The 19,399-nt window shown below is 72.8% G+C and carries 17 protein-coding genes and 2 tRNA genes; 10 read left to right on the forward strand and 9 right to left on the reverse strand.

Going from position 1 to position 19,399, the window contains the following annotated elements:
- Positions 1 to 3 precede the first annotated feature (3 nt).
- Together HGB54_RS04880 and HGB54_RS04885 are read left to right on the forward strand one after the other, a co-directional pair.
- Positions 4 to 624, forward strand: coding sequence for an FMN-binding negative transcriptional regulator (locus tag HGB54_RS04880; RefSeq protein WP_168915448.1), 621 nt, complete (start codon positions 4 to 6; stop codon positions 622 to 624).
- Complete coding sequence (locus HGB54_RS04885; RefSeq protein WP_168915449.1) at positions 621 to 2,111, forward strand: amidohydrolase; 1,491 nt, start codon at positions 621 to 623, stop codon at positions 2,109 to 2,111. The genes HGB54_RS04880 and HGB54_RS04885 overlap by 4 nt, the downstream gene beginning before the upstream one ends.
- A gap of 13 nt (positions 2,112 to 2,124) precedes the next feature.
- Here HGB54_RS04885 and HGB54_RS04890 read toward each other — a convergent pair whose 3' ends face one another.
- The 3 genes from HGB54_RS04890 to HGB54_RS04900 all read right to left on the reverse strand — a co-directional run bounded on the left by HGB54_RS04890 (position 2,125) and on the right by HGB54_RS04900 (position 7,631).
- Positions 2,125 to 3,078 carry an IS481 family transposase gene (locus HGB54_RS04890; protein ID WP_168915450.1) on the reverse strand — a complete coding sequence of 318 codons (954 nt, stop codon included), beginning with the start codon at positions 3,076 to 3,078 and terminating at the stop codon, positions 2,125 to 2,127.
- Between the two features lie 220 nt (positions 3,079 to 3,298).
- Positions 3,299 to 3,784, reverse strand: coding sequence for a Dps family protein (locus HGB54_RS04895; protein WP_168915451.1), 486 nt, complete (start codon positions 3,782 to 3,784; stop codon positions 3,299 to 3,301).
- A gap of 130 nt (positions 3,785 to 3,914) precedes the next feature.
- Complete coding sequence (locus HGB54_RS04900) at positions 3,915 to 7,631, reverse strand: SCO7613 C-terminal domain-containing membrane protein (RefSeq protein WP_168915452.1); 3,717 nt, start codon at positions 7,629 to 7,631, stop codon at positions 3,915 to 3,917.
- 116 nt (positions 7,632 to 7,747) lie between these two features.
- On the opposite strand from HGB54_RS04900, the gene HGB54_RS04905 reads away from it, so the two are divergent.
- The 3 genes from HGB54_RS04905 (at position 7,748) to HGB54_RS04915 (ending at position 10,253) form a co-directional block, all read left to right on the forward strand.
- The gene (locus tag HGB54_RS04905; protein ID WP_168915453.1) at positions 7,748 to 8,254 is read left to right on the forward strand and encodes an RNA polymerase sigma factor; all 507 of its coding nucleotides are present in this window, start codon (positions 7,748 to 7,750) and stop codon (positions 8,252 to 8,254) included.
- A gap of 79 nt (positions 8,255 to 8,333) precedes the next feature.
- Positions 8,334 to 9,803 carry a hypothetical protein gene (locus HGB54_RS04910; RefSeq protein WP_168914632.1) on the forward strand — a complete coding sequence of 490 codons (1,470 nt, stop codon included), beginning with the start codon at positions 8,334 to 8,336 and terminating at the stop codon, positions 9,801 to 9,803.
- Between the two features lie 72 nt (positions 9,804 to 9,875).
- Positions 9,876 to 10,253, forward strand: coding sequence for a PH domain-containing protein (locus HGB54_RS04915; protein ID WP_168915454.1), 378 nt, complete (start codon positions 9,876 to 9,878; stop codon positions 10,251 to 10,253).
- An 88-nt stretch (positions 10,254 to 10,341) separates the two neighbouring features.
- On the opposite strand, the gene HGB54_RS04920 is transcribed toward HGB54_RS04915, so the two are convergent.
- Positions 10,342 to 10,412, reverse strand: a tRNA-Gly gene (locus tag HGB54_RS04920).
- Between the two features lie 152 nt (positions 10,413 to 10,564).
- Between HGB54_RS04920 and HGB54_RS04925 the strand changes: the two genes are divergently transcribed.
- Positions 10,565 to 10,642 (forward strand) — tRNA-Pro (locus HGB54_RS04925).
- Between the two features lie 44 nt (positions 10,643 to 10,686).
- On the forward strand, positions 10,687 to 12,042 hold the full coding sequence (gene tig / locus HGB54_RS04930) for a trigger factor (protein ID WP_168915455.1): 1,356 nt from the start codon (positions 10,687 to 10,689) through the stop codon (positions 12,040 to 12,042).
- A gap of 65 nt (positions 12,043 to 12,107) precedes the next feature.
- Here tig and HGB54_RS04935 read toward each other — a convergent pair whose 3' ends face one another.
- Positions 12,108 to 12,707 carry a GNAT family N-acetyltransferase gene (locus HGB54_RS04935; RefSeq protein WP_168915456.1) on the reverse strand — a complete coding sequence of 200 codons (600 nt, stop codon included), beginning with the start codon at positions 12,705 to 12,707 and terminating at the stop codon, positions 12,108 to 12,110.
- An 81-nt stretch (positions 12,708 to 12,788) separates the two neighbouring features.
- Here HGB54_RS04935 and HGB54_RS04940 point away from each other — a divergent pair, with 81 nt between their 5' ends.
- On the forward strand, positions 12,789 to 13,460 hold the full coding sequence (locus HGB54_RS04940) for an ATP-dependent Clp protease proteolytic subunit (protein ID WP_267237860.1): 672 nt from the start codon (positions 12,789 to 12,791) through the stop codon (positions 13,458 to 13,460).
- A 25-nt stretch (positions 13,461 to 13,485) separates the two neighbouring features.
- Positions 13,486 to 14,145 (forward strand): ATP-dependent Clp protease proteolytic subunit, encoded by a 660-nt coding sequence (locus HGB54_RS04945; protein ID WP_168915458.1) that lies wholly within the window; start codon positions 13,486 to 13,488, stop codon positions 14,143 to 14,145.
- Between the two features lie 70 nt (positions 14,146 to 14,215).
- Here the strand turns inward: HGB54_RS04945 and HGB54_RS04950 are convergent, their stop codons facing one another.
- The 4 genes from HGB54_RS04950 to HGB54_RS04965 form a co-directional block, all read right to left on the reverse strand.
- The gene (locus HGB54_RS04950; protein ID WP_168915459.1) at positions 14,216 to 14,932 is read right to left on the reverse strand and encodes a copper resistance CopC family protein; all 717 of its coding nucleotides are present in this window, start codon (positions 14,930 to 14,932) and stop codon (positions 14,216 to 14,218) included.
- Positions 14,933 to 14,945: 13 nt separating this feature from the next.
- The gene (locus HGB54_RS04955; protein WP_168915460.1) at positions 14,946 to 15,665 is read right to left on the reverse strand and encodes a YcnI family protein; all 720 of its coding nucleotides are present in this window, start codon (positions 15,663 to 15,665) and stop codon (positions 14,946 to 14,948) included.
- A 145-nt stretch (positions 15,666 to 15,810) separates the two neighbouring features.
- Entirely contained in the window at positions 15,811 to 16,458 is a 648-nt protein-coding gene (locus HGB54_RS04960; protein ID WP_168915461.1) for a hypothetical protein, read from the reverse strand.
- Between the two features lie 81 nt (positions 16,459 to 16,539).
- Positions 16,540 to 17,763, reverse strand: coding sequence for an IS256 family transposase (locus tag HGB54_RS04965; RefSeq protein ID WP_166194845.1), 1,224 nt, complete (start codon positions 17,761 to 17,763; stop codon positions 16,540 to 16,542).
- Positions 17,764 to 18,034: 271 nt separating this feature from the next.
- Between HGB54_RS04965 and clpX the strand changes: the two genes are divergently transcribed.
- Entirely contained in the window at positions 18,035 to 19,312 is a 1,278-nt protein-coding gene (gene clpX, locus HGB54_RS04970) for an ATP-dependent Clp protease ATP-binding subunit ClpX (RefSeq protein WP_168915462.1), read from the forward strand.
- The last annotated feature ends 87 nt before the right edge of the window (positions 19,313 to 19,399 follow it).

The following is a 19,399-nucleotide window of genomic DNA, read 5'->3' on the forward strand; positions in this document are numbered from 1 at the left end:
ATCATGCGCCACACGCCCCAGTACCTGCTCACCGAGCCCGACGAGGTGCGCCGCCTCGTGCGCGAGAACCCCTGGGCCGGCATCGTCTCGCACGTGCCCGACCGCGGCATCGTCGCCTCGCACTACCCCTTCCTGCTCGACGAGGCCGCCTCCACCGGCGACGACATCGTGCTGCTGAGCCACGTCGGCCGCCCCGACGAGCAGCTGCACCGCCTCGGCGAGAGCGAGGTGCTCGTCATCGTGCAGGGGCCCCACGGCTACATCTCGCCCTCCTGGTACGCCGAGGGCGACATCATCCCGACCTGGAACCACGTCACCGCGCACCTCTACGGCACCCCCGAGCTCCTCTCGGCGGAGGAGAACCTGCGGGTGCTCAGCACGCTCACCGACCACTTCGAGCGGCACGTGCCCGACCCGCGGGGCCTGCACCTCGACCCCGAGTACAGCGCGCGCGTCGCGAAGGGAACGGTGGGCATCCGCCTGCGCGTCACCCGCTTCGACGCGCGCCTGAAGCTCAGCCAAGGCAAGACCCCGGAGGTGCGCGCGAGCATCGTGACGCAGCTCGAGGGCGACGGCCACTACGCGCATCCGGGCCTCGCCCGCGAGATGAGGAGACGGGAATGATCACCGCGATCCGGAACGCCCGCCCGCTCGGAGGGCACGCGCCGATCGACGTGAGCATCGCCGAGGGGCTCATCACGGGCATCCACCCGGCCGGCACTCTGCCCGCCGGCGACGGCGTAATCGACGCCGATGGCCGCTGGATCATGCCGGGCCTCTGGGACGAGCACGTGCACCTCACGCAGTGGGCGCAGCACCGCCGCCGACTCGATCTCGAGGGCGCGTCGAGCGCCGACGAGGTCGCCGATCGGGTTCGGGATGCCGCTGCCGCCGCCGCGCCCGGCGAGACGATCGTCGGCGGCGGCTTCCGCGACGCGCTCTGGCCCGATGCCCCGACGGCCGCCCTGCTCGACGCCGCCGCGCCGGATCACCCGGTGGTGCTCGTCAGCGCCGACGTGCACTGCGCCTGGCTCAACACGGCCGCGCTCGCGCGCTACGTGCCCGCCTACGCCGCCGCCTCGGCCGGCTCGCAGGGTGCCGAGACCGCTGATGCGGCCGTTTCGGGCCTGCTGCGCGAGGAGGCGGCCTTCGCGGTCACGCGCCAGCTCGACGGCGCGCCCGATGACGTGCTCGACCGCTGGGTCGAGGAGGCCGCGCGCGAGGCCGCCGCCCGCGGCGTCGTCGGCGTCGTCGACCTCGAGATGCGCTGGAACCGCGACGACTGGGCCCGCCGCGTCGAGGCCGGCTTCGACGCGCTGCGCGTCGAGTTCGGCGTCTATCCGCAGCACCTCGACCGCGCGATCGAGCTCGGGCTGCGCTCGGGCCTCGACGTCGCGTCGGACGTTCGGGTCGGCCCGCTGAAGGTCATCACCGACGGCTCGCTCAACACCCGCACCGCCTACTGCTGCGATCCGTACCCGGAGGAGTCGGCGACGCCCTACGGCGTGCTGACCGTGCCGCCGTGCGATCTCGAGCCCCTGCTCGCCCGCGCCGCCGGCGCCGGGTTCGAGCTCGCCGTGCACGCGATCGGCGACGGCGCGAACCACACCGCGCTCGACGTCTTCGCGCGCATCGGCCGCGGCGGCCGCATCGAGCACGCGCAGCTGGTTCGACCCTGCGACTTCCCGCGGTTCGCGGCGCTCGGCGTCGTGGCGAGCGTGCAGCCCGAGCACGCGGTCGACGACCGCGATGTGGCTGAAAGATTCTGGCCGGGGCGCACGGATCGCGCCTTCGCGCTGCGATCGCTGCTCGACGCGGGAGCGCGCCTCGTCCTCGGTTCGGACGCGCCCGTGGCGCCGCTCGACCCCTGGGTCGCGATCGCCGCGGCGACGACCCGCACGCGCGGCGACCGCGAGCCGTTCCACGCCGAGCAGGCGATCACGCCGCACGAGGCGCTCGCGGCGTCGTCGCGGTCGATGGTGGCGGTGGGCGAGCCGGCCGATCTGCTGCTGGTGGACGAGGACCCGCTGACGGCGTCGGGGGATGCCCTCCGGGCGATGCCCGTCGCGCTCACGCTCCTCGGCGGTCGCGCGACGCACTCCGCGCTCTAGCTGTACTCGGCAGTCACGTTGGCGACACTCGGCTGATCGGGGGTGCTCCGATGGCTGTGTGGATGCGTTGAGTGTTGTAGTGCTCCAGCCAGGGCGCAAGCGCAGCCGCTCGGTCGTCGTTGGAGGTGAACACTTGCCGGTAAGCCCATTCGATCTGCAGCGTCCGGTTCAGGCGTTCGACCTTGCCGTTCTGCCAGGGGCAGTGAGGACGGATGAAGACCTGTTTCGCGCCGAGTTGAGCCGCCGCAGCAGCGAGGGATTTGCGATAGGCGAAGGCGTTGTCGGTCATGATCCGCTCGATGCGGGTGATGCCGCGCTGGGCGAAGTAGTCCGCGGCGCGGAGCAGGAACTGCGCGCAGGTGATGCCTTTCTCGTCGGGAAGGATCTCGGAATACGCCAACCGGGAGTGGTCATCGATCATGGAGTGGACGTAGTCGAACCCGATGCCGCGGCCGCGGACTTGTTCGCTGCGGCCGTGGGCGCGCCATCCGCCGCCGTCGGGGATCCGGCCGAGCTTCTTCACGTCCATGTGGACCAGCTCGCCGGGCCGGTCTCGTTCATAACGCAGCCCGGTTCGGCGAGAGGCGCGGATCACTGCCCCGGTCAGTGGATCGCATTCCGCCAGGCGCGGCACGGCATGCCGGTGAAGGATCGCGCCGATCGTGCGGGTTGGGATTCCCAACTCCTCAGCAAGTCTCGCCGGCCCGACCCGGCGCCGGCGTCGCAAAGTCAACACTTGTTGCTCGAGGTGGGCCGGTGTTCGATTCGGTGAGCGATGCGGGCGCGAGGAGCGGTCCTGAAGCCCCGCGGCACCTTCCTGCCGGAACCGGCCGACCCATCGATGGGCGCATTGTCGGGAGATGCCGAGCTCGGCGGCGACGTGAGCGACCGGGCGGCCCTGACCGATCACGCGATCGATCAGCAGCAACCTCCCGCGGACGTTGAGGCGGGCATTACCGTGGGACACGAGACCTCCTGGCAGTGAAGAACTAGACAGCTCCACTAAGCCAGGAGGTCTCCCTGTCTCACAACGGTTGTGTCACCAACGTCCCTGCCGAGTACATCTAGCGCGCGCTCACCCGCGGCCCGCGCGCGCACGTTGTGGGCCGGAGACGCCGAACGGGCCGGTCACTCGCGTGATCCGGCCCGTCCGGGGTGGTGCTGCGCTGCGTCTCGCGCGGCTCGCGCTACTTCGCGATGTGCGAGAAGAGGAACCAGCGGTCCTTCTCGAGGTCGGCGGTGATGGCGATCGCGAGGTCCTGGCTGACGGCGTCGATCTCCTCGAGCCCCTCGATCGCGGCGCGAAGGGTGACGAGCGCCGCGTCGATGCCGGCGATGACGTCGGCGATGAAGTCCTCCGACTGGTTGAAGCCCGACCGGACGGCCGGCACGGAGGTCTTCGCGGCGATCGTGGCGGTGCGGGCGTCGAGCTCCTCGCCCATGGCCACGATGCGCTCGGCGGCGGTGTCGCCGTACTCGCGGGCGTGGTCGACGAGGGTGTCGAGCAGCTCGTGCACGCCGATGAAGTTCGGGCCGCGCACGTGCCAGTGGGCCTGCTTGCCCTCGAGCGCGAGCGCGTTGAGGTCGATGACGACGGGGGCGAGGTACTGCGCGACCCCGGTGGTCATCTCAGTGTCGGTGGTGGCTTCGGGAGCGGAGGAGATGTCGGTCATGACGGTCCTTTCGTGGGGAGTCCGGTCGAGTGCCACGGTAGCCGCCGGGGCTGACATCGTGCAGGGAGCGTGCAGGGGGCTCTCAGCCGAGCGGCGCGCGCGATTCGCGGCCGGCGCGGGTCGCTGCCGGTCAGCGCAGGTCGGCGATGCGGCGCGCGACGGCGGTGAGGTTCTGCACACGCCGCTCGTACCGGGCGGCGACGGCGACGACGAGGATGCCGACGATGCCGAGCCAGATCCACCAGTCGACGGCCGCGGCGGCGCGGCTCAGCAGCGGCCAGCTCTGCACGAGCGCGTGCACGAGCAGCACCGAGCCGCCGAGCACGAAGGGCGCCTGCAGCCGCTGCTGCAGCCCGCCGAGCATGACGCCGGCGCTGACGACGCCGAGGGCGACGATGCGCCAGGGCTCGGGCTCGTCGGCGATGGCGATGAGGCTCGGGCCGAGCAGCAGCAGGATGCCGAGGGCGAGCAGCGGCCAGCTGCTCGTGGCGGGCCGGCGGTCGAGCTCGAGCACGCCGATCGCGAGCGCCGCGAGCGCGACGGGGAGGGCGACGAGCTCGACCGGCGCGACGACCCCGGCGAGCCCGAGCGCGGCGGCGACGAGGCCGGCGAGCCCGAGCAGCACGCCCGCGACGGGGTCGCGCAGGGCCCCGCTCGTGCCGACGCGCACCGCGGCGGCGGCGCCGGCGAGCACGACGACGACGAGGAGGCCGCGCAGCTGCTCGTCGAGCGGTGCCGCCGGCGTCGCGACGAGGTCGGCGGTGAGCACGCCGCCGACGACGCCGAGGGCAGTGACGGAGACGCCCGCGAGCACGAGGGGCAGGGTCGGGATGCTCCGCTCGAGCCGCTCGGTGCGGGCGACGGCCGCGGCGAGCAGCGCGAGCGCGACGAGCGCGACCACCGCGGAGCGGATCGTCGGGGCGCCCGGCGCGATGCCGCTGAGCAGCCCGACCGGCAGCAGCGCGATGGCGAGGGCCGCGCCGATGAGCGGCGCCGTGCTGCGCGAGGGGGCGCCGCTGTCGGCGTCGCGCCGGGCGAGGGCGGCGGCGATGAGCAGCAGGGCGCCGGCGAGGGGCAGCGCGTAGCCCTCGGGGTCGGCGGCGTCCTCCTCGGCGAGCCCCGTCCAGAGGGAGGCGGTGCCGAGCGCCAGCGCGATCCACCCGAGGTGGCGGCGGCGGGAGGTCGAGCCGATGAGCCCGTCGCCGCTGAGCGCGACGATCAGGACGAGCACGGCGGAGAGCAGGAGGCCGAGGACGGCGGAGTCGCGGTCGAGGGCGAGGCCGAGCATCCCGAGGCCGATGGCGAGCGCCCCCGCGTCGATCGCCCCGCGGGTCATGCGGTGCTCGCCCGGTCGGCCGTCGGCCCGCGACGCGCGGCCGAGGGTCGCGAGGGCGAGGGCAGCGACGAGCAGCAGCGCGGCGAGGGCCGCGATCGGACCCCACAGCCGCACGCCGGCCACGGTATCGAACCCGGCGGAGGCGGCGATGCCGCGCAGGCCCACGATCACGAGGAGGACGACCGCCGGCCCGAGCAGCGCGGCGGCGGGGCGGCGCAGCTCGACGAGGCGGGTGCGCAGCACGACGAGCGCGACCGCGGCGATGGCGAGGAGGGCCGCGAGCCCGTCGGTGACGGCGACGCGCGCGTCGGCGTCGGCGTCGGCGAGCAGCAGGGCCCCGCCGATGCCGCCGACCGCGCCGAGGAGCGCGGCGGCCTTCCGCTCGGCGTCGTCGAGCCGGCCGAGCACCGCGCCGACGATCACGAGCGCCGCGAGGGCGAGCAGGACGCCCGCGTCGGTAGCCCCGATGCGGGCGCGGGCGAGGTCGTCGGCGAGGGCGGGCGCCGCGGCGAGGACGAGCACCACGGCGACCCCGAGCGCGCCGACGGTGGCGGCGCCGGGCGGGGTCGCGCGTCGGCCGAGCGCGATAGCGATCAGGGCGGTGGCGGTGCCGAGGATCCAGGCGGAGTCGAGCCGCGGGGCCACGACGAGCGCGGTGAGCGAGCCCCCGACCGCGAGGATGCCGAGGGCGACCAGCGCGGCCGAGCGGGACGCCCCGGGCTCGATCGCGCGGGCAGGGGCGACGGCGAAGGCCGCGCCGATCGCGAGCACCGCCGCGAGGGCGAGCACGAGCCACCACGCCCCGGCGAGGGGCACGGCCGCCACGACGAGGAGGGCCAGGGCGGGCGCGGTGAACGGCACGAGGGGGCGCAGCGGACCGCCGAGGCGGCCGCCGAGCGCGATGAGAGCGAGGGTCGCCGCGGTGCCGCCGAGGGCGGCGAGGTCGGACTCGGTCGCGATCTGCACGATCGACCCGGGGCCGTCGAGCTCGGTGATGACGTTCTCCGCCGCCTCGAGGAGGGGGCGGACGGCGCTGAGGAGCGCCACCGTCGCGGCCGCGCCGGCGACCGTCGCGGCGGCGAGGAGCGCTCCGAGCCGCGCGACGTCGCGGGCGCGGCCGGCGCGCGCGGGAATGAGCGAGAGCGCGACCGCGAGGGCGACGACCACGAGCAGCGACACCGCGGCCGTGGTCGGCCCGGGGTCGCTCTGCACGATGGTCGACGCCGCACCGGCGAGCAGTGCGAGGGTGCCGCCCGCGGCCGCCGTGCCGGCGACGGCGACTCCGATCACGGGCGGGCCCGGAAGACGCGCGGCACCGATCGCGTGCGCGCCGGCGACGAGCGCGAGCGCGGCGCCCGTGAGGAGGGGGAGCGGGCCGACCCCGTTCTCGCCGAGGCTGCCGCCGATGCCGGCGGCGAGGGCGAGGACCGCGCCGGGGGCGCCCGCCGCGAGGACGCTCAGCGCGACGACGGTGGCCGTCCGGGGCCGCTCGGGCGGGGCCATGACGGGGTGCGCGAGGGCGGCGAGGACGGCGGCGAGCCCCGCGACGACGGCGACCGCGTCGACCTCGAGACGGGCGGCGTCGGCGATGTGCCCGGCGACGAGCGCGGCACCGATCGGCAGGATGAGGGCGGCGCCGACGGCCGGGGAGGCGAGGGCGCCGAGACGCGACCACGCGACGGCGACGACCGCGATGACGAGCAGGGCGACGCCCCAGTACAGCGGCGCTTCGACCGCTCCGATGCCGCCCGGATCGTTCGCCCGCAGCGCCCACGCGTCGAGCACGAGGATGATCGTGCCGAGCACGGCGATGCCCTCGGCGGTCGCGGTGAGCCCGCGGCGGGAGAGCGCCGCGGCGGCGGCGAGCGTCGCGAGCGTGCCCGCCGCGATGATGAGCATGCGCACGGTCGAGCCGTAGACGAGGAAGGCGTAGGCCAGCCAGAAGATCGCGAAGATCGACAGCAGGCTGATGCCGACGACGAGGAGCGCGACCTGGATGCCGGAGCGGCCCGAGCGGCGCGGCGCGGCCGCGGCGGGTGCGGACCGCGGCGGGATGGTCGAGGCAGGCGGCGGTCCCGCGGGCGAATCGCCGACGGCCGCCGGCGCCCCGGCGGTCGGGAGCGCGGGAGCGGTGACCGGCGCGGCCACCGGCGCGGCGGCGTGCGCCGCCGCGGTCGGGGCGGGCACCGCGAGCGACTCGGCGGCGCGCGCGCGGCTCGCGACGTGGGCGTCGCGGCGCAGGCGGCCGATGAGGGCGCGGCGGGCATCCAGCAGGTCGGCGGTCTGCGCGGAGAGCGCCGCGAGCTCGGCCGCGTCGGGATGCCGCAGATCGAGCGAGCAGACGGTGCAGACGGCCGAGCGCAGCGGCGCGTGGCAGGCGGGGCAGGTCGTCACCGACCGCAGATCGCCGGGCCCGCGGGGGAAGTCGACGCGACCGGCCCACATCGCATCGTCGTCGGTCGCGCTGCGATCAGCGCTGCCGGGCACCGGGGTCGAGGGTGTCTCGCTCATCGCGGCACACGCTATCGGCTGCGCGGCCGCGCCGGGCCTCCTGACGCGCATGGGCTGGGGACGACATGGCGCGCCGACTGACGGGGGAGGAGCGGCGAGCGCGCCATGATGGGCGCATGACCGAGCAGCGCGACGAGGCCCGGGCCTTCGCCGAGGCCTACACGCGATGCCTGCCCGCGGTCAGCGGCTACCTGCGCCGTCGCGTCGACGGGACGGCCGTCGAGGATCTCGCCGCCGACGTCTTCGCCATCGCCTGGCGCAAGCGGGCCGCGGTCGCGCCCGGCGAGGAGCTGCCCTGGCTCTACCGCATCGCCTCCTACGTCGTCGCCAACCACCGCCGCCGCCTCGCGACGCGCGCATCCCTCGCGCACCTGCTCATCGCCCCCGACTCCGCGCCCGCCGCCGATGCCTTCGTCGACGACACCGAGCCGGCGCTCGCCGCGGCCTGGGCGGCGCTGCGCCCCCGCGACCGCGAGGTGCTCGCCCTGGCCGTGCTCGAGGGGATGCCCGTGGCCGAGATCGCCGTGGCCGCCGGCTCCACGCCCAATGCCGTCAGCATCCGCCTGCACCGGGCGAAGAAGGCGCTCGCGGCGGCCCTCGAGCGGGAGCGCACGGCCGAGTAGCGCGCGGCCCGCGCCGGGCATCCCGAAGCGCTGTCGACGCGTCGTGAAAGATCGCGCCCGCCCGCGACGTTCCCCCGGTATGACCGCGCACGACGACACCCCCACCCCCGACCTCGACGCGCGCCTGCGCCGCTCGCTCGACCGCGCGGACGACGCGCCCGCCCTGCCGACCTCTGTGGTCGACGGCGCTGCCGACCGTCGCGCTCCGCGGCTCGTCAACCGCGGCCGCGTCGCCCAGGCCTCCGGCGGTGCGGTGCTCGCGCTCGCCGGCGCCACCGCCATCGCGCTCGTCGTCGTGCCGGCGACCATGCCGGGCGTCCCCGATGCGCCGCTCTTCACCGTCGCGGGCGGGGGAGCGGCCGGCCCCGAGGCCGCGACGCTCGGCGCCGCCGACGAGTCGCGCATCGCGCAGTGGATCGACTACACCTACCTCGCCGGCCCGGGCCTCGGCACCGATGCCGGCAGCGGCCGCGCCTACGCCGTCGAGCGCCCCGAGTCGGGCGAGCAGTCGCTGCGCGAGATCGCCGCCGCCGTCGGGCTCGAGGGCGAGCCGGCCGCGTCGTCCTCCTCCGATCCGAGCTTCCCCACGCTCCTCATCGGCGCCGAGGACGGCACGGCGGCCTCCCTCGTGCTCGGCGACTACGGAACGGGCGCCTGGTGGTTCTCCGACCCCGACGCGAACCCCGTCTTCGCCCCGGACGAGCAGAACCCGCAGCCTGCCGGCTCCGTGCCGAGCGAGCAGGAGGCGCTCGAGGACGCGCTCGAGCTCTTCGCCGCGACCGGCCTCGACGTCGACGCCGACGACGTGCGCGTGCAGGGCGACGAGTGGCAGGTCACCGCGCTCGCCTCGCTCGAGGTCGACGGCGTGCGCACCGCCGTGGAGTGGGCGGCATCGTGGTCCTCGACGGGCGAGCTGGCCTGGGCATCCGGTCACACGGCGCAGCTCGTCGACCGCGGCGAGTACGGCACCGTCTCGGCCGCCGACGCCGTCGACCGCCTGGCCGACGGCCGCTGGTTCGGCTCGGGCGGCCCCGACTACCAGGGCGGCGTGATGGCGCTCGCCGACACCGCCGCGCGCGGCGTGCCCGAGGTCGCGCTCGAATCGACCGGGCCGGATGCTCCCGTCTCGTCGCCCGTCGACCCCACCGTGCCGGCCGAGCCAGACCCCGCGCCCTCCGTCATCCCCGACAACGAGCCGCAGCCCAAGCCCGACATGACGGTCGAGCCGCTGCCCGGCACCGAGCCGGCCCCCGTGCCGCTGCCCGAGCCGGAGCCGGAGCCGGAGCCGACCATCGAGCCGCTGCCCGAGCCCTTGCCGGAGCCGCTTCCGGAGCCCCTGCCCGAGCCGACGCCCGAGCAGGTGACGGTGACGCTCGAGGAGGCGGAGGCGACGATGCTGCTGGTGTGGGATGCCCAGGGCGACGCCTGGCTCGTACCGGGCTACGCGTACCTGCAGCCGGAGGGCTGGTACTCCACGGTCATCTCGCTCGAGGAGGGCGTCATCGCCCTGCCCGAGCCGGTCGAGGTGGAACTGTTCCGCGAGGAGTAGTGCGTGCGTCGCGCGCGAGCGCACCGCGAGTCGCACCGATCCGGCGAGGACGGCTCATGGCACAGTCCCAGCATGGAAACCGCCCCGATGCTCACGTGGACCCTCCAGCAGGAGATCCCCATCCCGCCCGACGTCACCTCGCTGCTCGTCGACGGCGAGACCGCCGTCGCCTCGTTCAGCACCTTCCGCGACTCGGCGACCTTCACGACTCGTCGTCTGATCGTTCGCGATGCGCAAGGCATCACCGGCAAGAAGGTGGAGATCTACTCGCTGCCGTACTCGATGATCAACATGTGGTCGTCGGAGAACGCGGGCCGCCTCGACTTCAACTCCGAGATCGAGCTCTGGACGCGCGCCGGCCACATCAAGATCAAGCTCGCAAAGGGTGCCGACGTCCGACGCATCGACTCGCTCATCGCCTGGGCGGTGCTCTCCGTCGCGAAGGCGTAGCCGCACGCGAGCGGCGCGACGATGTGAGGGGCGGCGGCGCAGCCGCCAGGCGTTCGCCGCAGAAGCGGCGGCGAAGCAGTGAGCAGAGAGGGGATGACGGGAATCGAACCCGCGTGATCAGTTTGGAAGACTGAGGCTCTACCATTGAGCTACATCCCCGCGAGGGCCGTTCCCGGCCCGTGCGAGACGCAAGCCTAACGCATCCCCGACGAGGCTCCCGGCGTCCGGAGGGCTCCGCTCGGCTAGACTTGCCGAGGCCATTTTTCGGACGACCTCGTCTTCCGTTGCTCTGGTCGACGGGTCGGCCTCTTCGGGGCGTAGCTCAGCTTGGCTAGAGCGCCCGCTTTGGGAGCGGGAGGTCGCAGGTTCAAATCCTGTCGCCCCGACCACGATCCCCCCATGCCGCACGCCAACACACTCAGGAGAACCCCTTTTGGTCCAGTCCACGGTTGAGAAGCTGAGCCCCACCCGCGTCAAGATCGCCATCACGGTCACGCCGGAGGAGCTCAAGCCCAGCATCGAGCACGCGTACAAGCACATCGCCGAGTCGGTGAGCATCCCGGGCTTCCGCAAGGGCAAGGTGCCGCCGCCCATCGTCGACCAGCGCGTCGGCCGCGGCGAGGTGCTCAACCACGCCGTCAGCGAGGGCCTCGACGGCTTCTTCCGCGCCGCCGTGCAGGAGCAGAAGCTGCGCACCCTCGGCCGTCCCTCGGCCGACGTCACCGACTGGCCCAGCGAGAAGGACTTCTCGGGCGACCTGAAGATCGAGGTCGAGGTCGACGTTCGGCCCGAGTTCGACATCCCGAACTACGACGGCATCGAGCTCACCGTCGACACCGCCGAGGTCACCGACGAGGAGGTGCAGGCCGAGCTCGACCAGCTGCGCTCGCGCTTCGGCACCCTCATCACCGTCGACCGCCCCGCCGCGACCGGCGACTTCGTGCAGATCGACCTCACCGCGACCGTCGAGGGCAACACCGTCGACACCGCCAGCTCGATCTCGTACGAGGTCGGCTCGGGCGAGCTCATCGAGGGCATCGACGAGGCGCTCGACTCGCTCAGCGCCGGCGAGACCACCACCTTCGAGTCGGTTCTGCTCGGCGGCGACCACGAGGGCAAGACCGCCCAGATCGAGGTCACCGTGCTCTCCGTCAAGGAGCGCGAGCTGCCCGAGGCCGACGACGACTTCGCCCAGATCGCCAGCCAGTTCGACACCTTCGCCGAGCTGACCGACGACATCCGCGAGCAGGTCAAGCGCAACAAGGCCTTCGGTCAGGGCTCGCAGGCCCGCGACCTGCTGCTGGAGAAGCTGCTGGCCGAGGTCGAGATCCCCGTCCCCGACTCGCTCGTCGAGCAGGAGGTGCACCGCCACCTCGAGAACGAGAACCGCCTCGAGGACGACGTGCACCGCGCCGAGGTCACCGAGTCGACGAAGACCACCTTCACGAACCAGATCTTCCTCGACGCGCTCGCCGAGAAGGAGGAGGTCAAGGTCAGCCAGCAGGAGCTCACCCAGTACCTCATCCAGGGCGCCGCGCAGTACAACATGGAGCCGGGCGAGTTCATCAAGCTGCTCGACCAGAACGGCCAGATCCCGTCGATGGTCGGCGAGGTCGCCCGCTCGAAGGCGCTCTCGGTCGCCCTCAGCAAGGCGAAGGTCGTCGACGGCAACGGCGACGAGGTCGACCTCTCCGCCTTCACCGCCGCGGCCACCGAGCCCGTCACCGACGCCATCCCCGAGGAGGGCGACGAGGAGAGCCAAGACGACCACGAGGGTCACAACCACTAGGCAGCACCCGCACGAAGCGAAGGGCCCGGCGCGCGAGCGCCGGGCCCTTCCGCGTCCCCGCGGGGTCAGGTGAGCCGCAGGCCCATGATGATCCCGCCGTCGTCCTCGACGGCGACCCGCGTGAAGCCCTGGTGCTCGTAGAAGCCGATCGCGTGCGTGTTCGCGGCGTCCACCCCGAGGTGCACCCCGGCGACGCCCCGCGAGCGCAGGCGGTCGAGCAGGCGTGCGATGAGCATCCCGCCCGCCCCCTGCCCCTGCAGCCGCGGCAGCAGGTTGATGTGCAGGTGCGCCGGGAACGGCCCGGTGATCGCCGCCGGCGTCGTCTCGGGCGAATGGATGCTGCGCACGAGCTCCTGATCGGCCGCGGGCCGCGCCTGCTCGAGCGGGTACCGCGACTGCAGCGGAGGCCACCAGCTCTGCGCGCACCACGCCTCGAACCTCGGAGTGTCCGCCGTCGCGACCAGGTACCCCGCCACCCCGCTCTCGTCGTCGACGACCTCGCACAGCGCCGGGTCGGTGATGGCGTGCGGAGCGCACCAGAGGTGGCCCAGCAGGTCGGGGTCGGCGTACGTCGAGCTCGCATCCGCCCCCGCGGCGCCGGTCTGCAGGCACACCCGGTAGAGGGCGGGCAGGTCGGCGGGGGCGGGGCGTCGGAAGCGCGGCATGGGGCCACGGTAGCGGCCGGCGAGCGTCGGGGGAGCGCCCGACGAGCGCCCGTGGACCGCCTTCCTGAGCGCCGCCGCGACATGGTCTCTGCCCACGGCGAACACGGCCGGGCGCGCGCGTTGGCTTCTGTAGATTCGAACCACGAGACGAACAAGGAGCTCACTCCCATGGCCGAACCGGCAATGCCCAACAGTGTTTTCGACCGCCTTCTGAAAGACCGGATCATCTGGCTCGGTTCCGAGGTGCGCGATGACAACGCCAACGAGATCGCGGCGAAGCTCCTGCTTCTCGCGGCCGAGGATCCTGAGAAGGACATCTACCTCTACGTCAACTCGCCCGGCGGCTCGGTGACGGCGGGCATGGCCATCTACGACACGATGCAGTTCGTGCCCAACGACATCGTCACGGTCGGCATCGGCATGGCCGCCTCGATGGGCCAGCTGCTGCTGACGGCGGGCACGAAGGGCAAGCGCTACATCACGCCCAACGCCCGCGTGCTGCTGCACCAGCCGCACGGCGGCTTCGGCGGCACCTCGAGCGACATCCAGACGCAGGCCGCGCTCATCACCGACATGAAGCACCGCCTCGCCGAGATCACGGCCGAGCAGACCGGCAAGACCGTCGAGCAGATCAACATCGACGGCGACCGCGACCGCTGGTTCAACGCCCAGGAGGCGCTCGAGTACGGCTTCGTCGACCACATCCGCGCTTCGGCCACCGACATCGTCGGCGGCGGCGGAACCCAGGCCTAGGCCCGCGAGACAGAGAGAGACGCACATGGAAACCCCGAACCTCGGCGGCTCCCCGCTCGCGATGCCGAGCAGCCGCTACATCCTCCCCAGCTTCGAGGAGCGCACGGCCTACGGCTACAAGCGGCAGGACCCGTACGCGAAGCTCTTCGAGGACCGCATCATCTTCCTCGGCGTGCAGGTCGACGACGCGAGCGCCGACGACGTCATGGCGCAGCTGCTCGTCCTCGAGTCGCAGGATCCCGACCGCGACATCGTCATGTACATCAACAGCCCCGGCGGCTCGTTCACGGCCATGACGGCGATCTACGACACGATGCAGTACATCCGTCCCGAGATCCAGACGGTCGTGCTGGGCCAGGCGGCCTCCGCCGCGGCCGTGCTGCTCGCCGCCGGCACCCCGGGCAAGCGCCTCGCCCTGCCGAACGCGCGCGTGCTCATCCACCAGCCCGCCACGGGCGATGCGGGCCGCGGTCAGGCCTCCGACATCGAGATCCAGGCGAAGGAGATCGCGCGCCTGCGCGAGTGGCTCGAGGAGACCCTCGCGCACCACTCCAACCGCACCAAGGAGCAGGTCAACAAGGACATCGACCGCGACAAGATCCTCATCGCGGCCGAGGCCCTCGAGTACGGCCTCATCGACCAGGTGCTCACGAGCCGCAAGACGCTCAACGCGTTGACCGCGTAACTCGCGCCACAGTACGAGGGCCCCGCATCCATTCACCGGATGCGGGGCCCTCGTCGTTCGCGGGTGCGCGTCAGTCGACCGGTGCCGACCCCGCGCCGCCGGCCGCGCGGCGGCGGGCGAGCACGATCGCGGTGACGATGCCGGCGACGAGCAGCAGGGCGAGGACGCCGCCCACGATGCCGAGCACGAGGCCCGTCTCGTCGGTGCTGCTCGCCTCGGTCGCGGACGCGTCGTCGCTCGGCGCGGGCGTCGCCGCCTCGTCCGTCGCCTCGGGCTCGGCGCTCGCGTCGGGCACCTCGCTCGGCGCCGGCTCTGCCGGGGCCTCGCCCGTGACCGAGGCCTCGCCGCAGACGGGCGGCTCGGCGAGCCCGGTCTGCACCGCGGCGTCGCCGGCCGGGGCGTAGCTGAAGCCGTAGCTCTCGCTCACCGTGTGGCCGTCGGCCGAGATGAACTGGTACGTGAGCGTGTAGTCGCCCGCCTCCCCGAGACCGGCGCCCATGCCCATCGTCGTGCCGGCGACCTCGAGGCAGCCGTCGCCGTAGTACAGCCCGGCGGCGTCGGTGACCTGGATGGCGAAGCCCGCCGTCTCCGCTCCGGCTGCGCCCTCGGGGGCGAGCATCGGCTCGTTCGTCGTGAGCACGAAGCCCTCCGGCACGGCCGTGACGGCCTCGCCCTCGGAGGGGGTCGACGAGGCGACGTAGTTGTGGGCGCTCGCCGGCAGGCTGGTGCCGAGGGCGAGCAGCGCGGACATCCCGATGATGCTCGCTGCAGCGGTGGTGCGACGCATGGCGTCTCCTTCCTTAGGCCGAGGCGCGCGCGGCGCGACGGCTGATGACGGCGAGCGCGACGCCCACGATACCCACGAGGAGTCCGAGAACGCCGAGCACGCGGGCGAGCACGTCGCCCTGTCCTGTGGCGGTGGTGGTGGATGCCGCGCTCGCGTCGCCGTCGGCGGCGGTCGTCGTGGCGGTCTCCTCATCGGAGGGCGCGGCATCGCTCGCGCCGTGGCCGGCCTCGGCCGCGCCGGCGAGCACGACCGAGGGGACGTCCTCGCCCTCCCAGACGGCGGTGCCCTCGGTGCAGGTCTGCGTGGTGCGGAACTCGACCGCCTCGCCCTCCTCGCCCTGCGGCAGCTGCAGCGAGAGCGCGAAGACGTCGCGGAACCCGTCCTCGAGCCCGCCGGAGGTCGAGGTGTAGACGACCTGGCCGACGCGCTCGGTGAGCGGCTCGCCGTAGCTGCTCTCGACGGGCTCGTCGAGCGGCACCATGACCTTCTCGACGGTCCAGAGCGGGTTGATCGTCGGGGTGACCGACGGCACCGACTCGGGGATGTCGATCGTGACGACCTGCGTGGGCGAGCCCTCGCAGCCGTGGGGCACGCTGAGGGTGACGACGGTGTACGCGCCGGGGGCGGCGCTCGTGGCGGATGCGGACACGTGGGCGGATGCCGCGGTCGGGGCGGCGAGGGCGAGCAGTGCCCCTGCGACGACGGCGGGGATGGCGAGGTGGCGCTTGATCATGGGAGTTCTCCTGAGTCAGGGTGCCGCGGAGCGACGGCGGCGCCAGGAGGGCGCGGGCCGAGGCCGAGCGGCGGGGATGGGAGCGTGCGCGTGACCGCACCGCGCGCCCGTCCATCGCCCTGCGGAGGGGGAGGAGGCGCTCGGCTCAGGCGGCCAGGGCGAACGCCGGTGGGCCGCGGCGCCGCTCGGGGCGCGGCGCGAGGGCGGAGCGCGGGGCGGCCGGAGCCGCGTGGGCCGCAACGGGGCGCGGGGTCACGGGCGCGCGCAGCGCGTCGAGCGGGGTGAGCGCGCGGCGGATGCGCAGCCCGAGCGCGCCGAATGCGGCGGCGAGGGATGCCCGTCCCCGCAGCAGCAGCGCGATGACGACAATCCCGGCGAGCGCGTGGTGCCCCGCCATGACCGGGTCGAGGAGGGCGAGGAGCGCGCTGCCCCCCCCCGAGGCGTGCCCGGGCAGGAGCGCGGGAGCGGCGTGCGCCGCGTGCGCGGCGCCGGGCGCGAGGGCGGTGGCCGCGGGAGCGGCCGCCGTTCCGAGCGCGGTGAAGAGGACGTGCAGCAGGAGCTGGTCGACGCTGACACCGAGGGCGAGACGGCCCGCGGTCGGGCGCGACCCGATGACGAGGATGCCCACGAGCGCGGTGACGACGAGGCCGAGGGCCAGGGCGACCGGATGCGGCATGGCCCCGCCGGCGAGGCCGTGACCGACCGCGGTGACGACGATCGCGAGCGCGGCGACGACGAGGGAGGCAGCGGTGCGGCTGCGGCGGTCGCGGAGTGCGGCGGGAGCATCCAGCACCGTGCCTCCCAGTCTACGGATCGGGGTGACGTCCCGCTGAGTGGTGGAGTTTCTCAACACCGTGCGGGTCAGCTGTTGTGATTATGCCGCAGCGAGTTCCGGGATCGCGACCTCCTCTTCGGTGACGTTCAGGAGCTTCATGGAGTGCTCGCTGAAGTAGCGGCGGTCAGCGCCGTCCCATTCGTCGTGTTGCTCGATCAGGACGTGTCCGGCCAGGCGCAGCAACGCGGCGGGGTTGGGGAATGTGCCGACGACGTCGGTGCGGCGTTTGATCTCCTTGTTGACCCGCTCGAGCGGGTTCGTGGACCAGATCTGCCGCCAGTGTGTGGCGGGAAACTGACAGAACGCGAGGATGTCGTTCTGCGCGTCCTCGAGCATGCCGGCGATCTTCGGGTGCGACCTCGAGAGCATGCGGACGACTTCGTGGAATTGGGTGAACACGTGCTCGGTGTCTGGCTGGGCGAAGATCGTGCGGATGATCGACGCGACCATCGGCCCAGCGGTCTTGGGGACGTTGGCAAGCACGTTGCGCATGAAGTGGACCCGACACCGCTGCCATGACGAGCCTTGGAAGACGGTGTCGATCGCCGCGATCAGCCCGGTGTGCGCGTCGGAGATCACCAGCTTCACTCCGCCCAGCCCGCGGGCCTTCAGCGAGCGAAGGAACGCGGTCCAGAACGGTTGCGATTCGGTGTCCCCGACCTCGAAGCCGAGGACTTCCCTGCGCCCGTCGGCGGCGACACCGACCGCGACGACGACGGCTTGGGAGACGACCCGCCGGCCGACGCGGGCTTTGCAGTAGGTCGCGTCGAGGAACACGTACGGGTACGTGCTGTCCGCGAGCGGCCGATCGCGGAACGCCGCGACGTCCTCGTCGAGGTTGCTGCAGATCCGCGACACCTCCGACTTGCTGATCCCGGTGTCGGCACCGAGCGCCTTCACCAGGTCGTCGACCTTGCGGGTGGAGACGCCGTGGACGTACGCCTCCATCACGACCGCGAACAGGGCCTGATCGACCCGGCGGCGGCGTTCCAGCAGCGACGGGAAAAACGATCCCTGCCGCAGCTTCGGGATCCGCAACTCCAGCTCCCCCGCGGTGGTGGTGAGGGTCCGCAGCCGGGTCCCGTTGCGCTGCGTCGTACGGTCCGGGGAGCGTTCGAACGGGGCAGCGCCGATGAACGCAGCTGCTTCCGCGTCGATCAGCTCCTGGTAGAGCGTCTCGGTCGCGACCCGGATCCGGTCGTTCACATCGGTGAGTTTCAGTTCCCCGAGTAGCTCGAGGAGGGCAGACTGGTCAAGAGCCATCGTGCGTTTGTGTCCTTCCGTGAGATTCCTAGACAGTTCTCACTGACCATCGCACGATGGCTCACCACGTCCACGACGTGACACCCGAGCCGGGAAACTACACCAACCCAGGGGACGCCACCCGGATCGGCGCCCCAGCGGCAGCCGTGCCCTGTGTTCGGAGCCCCGCGCCCGGCCGCTCGATCGGCCGACACCCGCGGGGTCGCCGCGTGCGCCACGATGTCGGTGCGGCGGGATAGGCTCGGGGCAATCACGTGAGGAGGGGTGGCTCATGGCCCGTATCGGGGAGAGCGCCGACCTGCTGAAGTGCTCGTTCTGCGGGAAGAGCCAGAAGCAGGTGCAGCAGCTGATCGCCGGCCCCGGCGTGTACATCTGCGACGAGTGCGTGGAGCTCTGCAACGAGATCATCGAGGAGCGCCTGGCCGAGTCGGGCGAGACCGAATCCGCCGACTTCGAGCTGCCCAAGCCGAAGGAGATCTACTCCTTCCTCGAGGAGTACGTCATCGGGCAGGGCGCCGCCAAGCGGGCCCTCTCCGTCGCCGTCTACAACCACTACAAGCGCATCCGCGCCGGCCAGGCACTCACCGCCGCCGACCAGCTCGCCGACGACGTCGAGATCTCGAAGAGCAACATCCTGCTGATCGGCCCGACCGGCTGCGGCAAGACGTACCTGGCCCAGACCCTCGCGAAGCGCCTCAACGTGCCCTTCGCCGTCGCCGACGCCACCGCGCTCACCGAGGCCGGCTACGTCGGGGAGGACGTCGAGAACATCCTCCTCAAGCTCATCCAGGCCGCCGACTACGACGTCAAGCGGGCCGAGACGGGCATCATCTACATCGACGAGGTCGACAAGATCGCCCGCAAGGCCGAGAACCCGTCGATCACGCGCGACGTCTCGGGCGAGGGCGTGCAGCAGGCGCTGCTGAAGATCCTCGAGGGCACCGTCGCGAGCGTGCCGCCCCAGGGCGGGCGCAAGCACCCCCACCAGGAGTTCATCCAGATCGACACGACGAACGTGCTGTTCATCGTGGCCGGCGCCTTCGCGGGCCTGGAAGACATCATCAGCCAGCGCGCGGGCAAGCGCGGCATCGGCTTCGGCGCCCCCCTGCACGACAAGGCGCAGGAGAAGAACCTCTTCAGCGAGGTGCTACCGGAGGACCTGCACAAGTTCGGCCTCATCCCCGAGTTCATCGGGCGCCTCCCCGTCGTCACCACGGTCACGCCGCTCGACCGCGTCGCCCTCATCGAGATCCTCACGACCCCGAAGAACGCGATCGTGCGCCAGTACCAGCGCATGTTCGAGCTCGACGGCGTCGAGCTCGACTTCGAGCAGGGCGCCCTCGACGCCATCGCCGACCTCGCCGTGCTGCGCCAGACCGGCGCCCGCGGCCTGCGCGCGATCATGGAGGAGGTGCTCGGGCCGATCATGTTCGAGGTGCCGTCCAGCGACGAGGTCGCCAAGGTCGTCGTGACCCGCGAGGCCGTGCTCGAGAACGCCGCGCCGACGATCGTGCCGCGGGCGAGCATCCGCCGCGAGAAGAGCGCGTAGGCGCCACCCGCCCGTCCCGTCCCGCAGGCTCGGCGGTGGCGCTCCCGGCGGTTCCCCTGGTCGGTTCGGGATGCGCGGCATAGCCTG

This window comes from Microcella flavibacter (assembly GCF_012530535.1).
GTDB classification, from domain to species: Bacteria; Actinomycetota; Actinomycetes; order Actinomycetales; family Microbacteriaceae; genus Microcella; species Microcella flavibacter.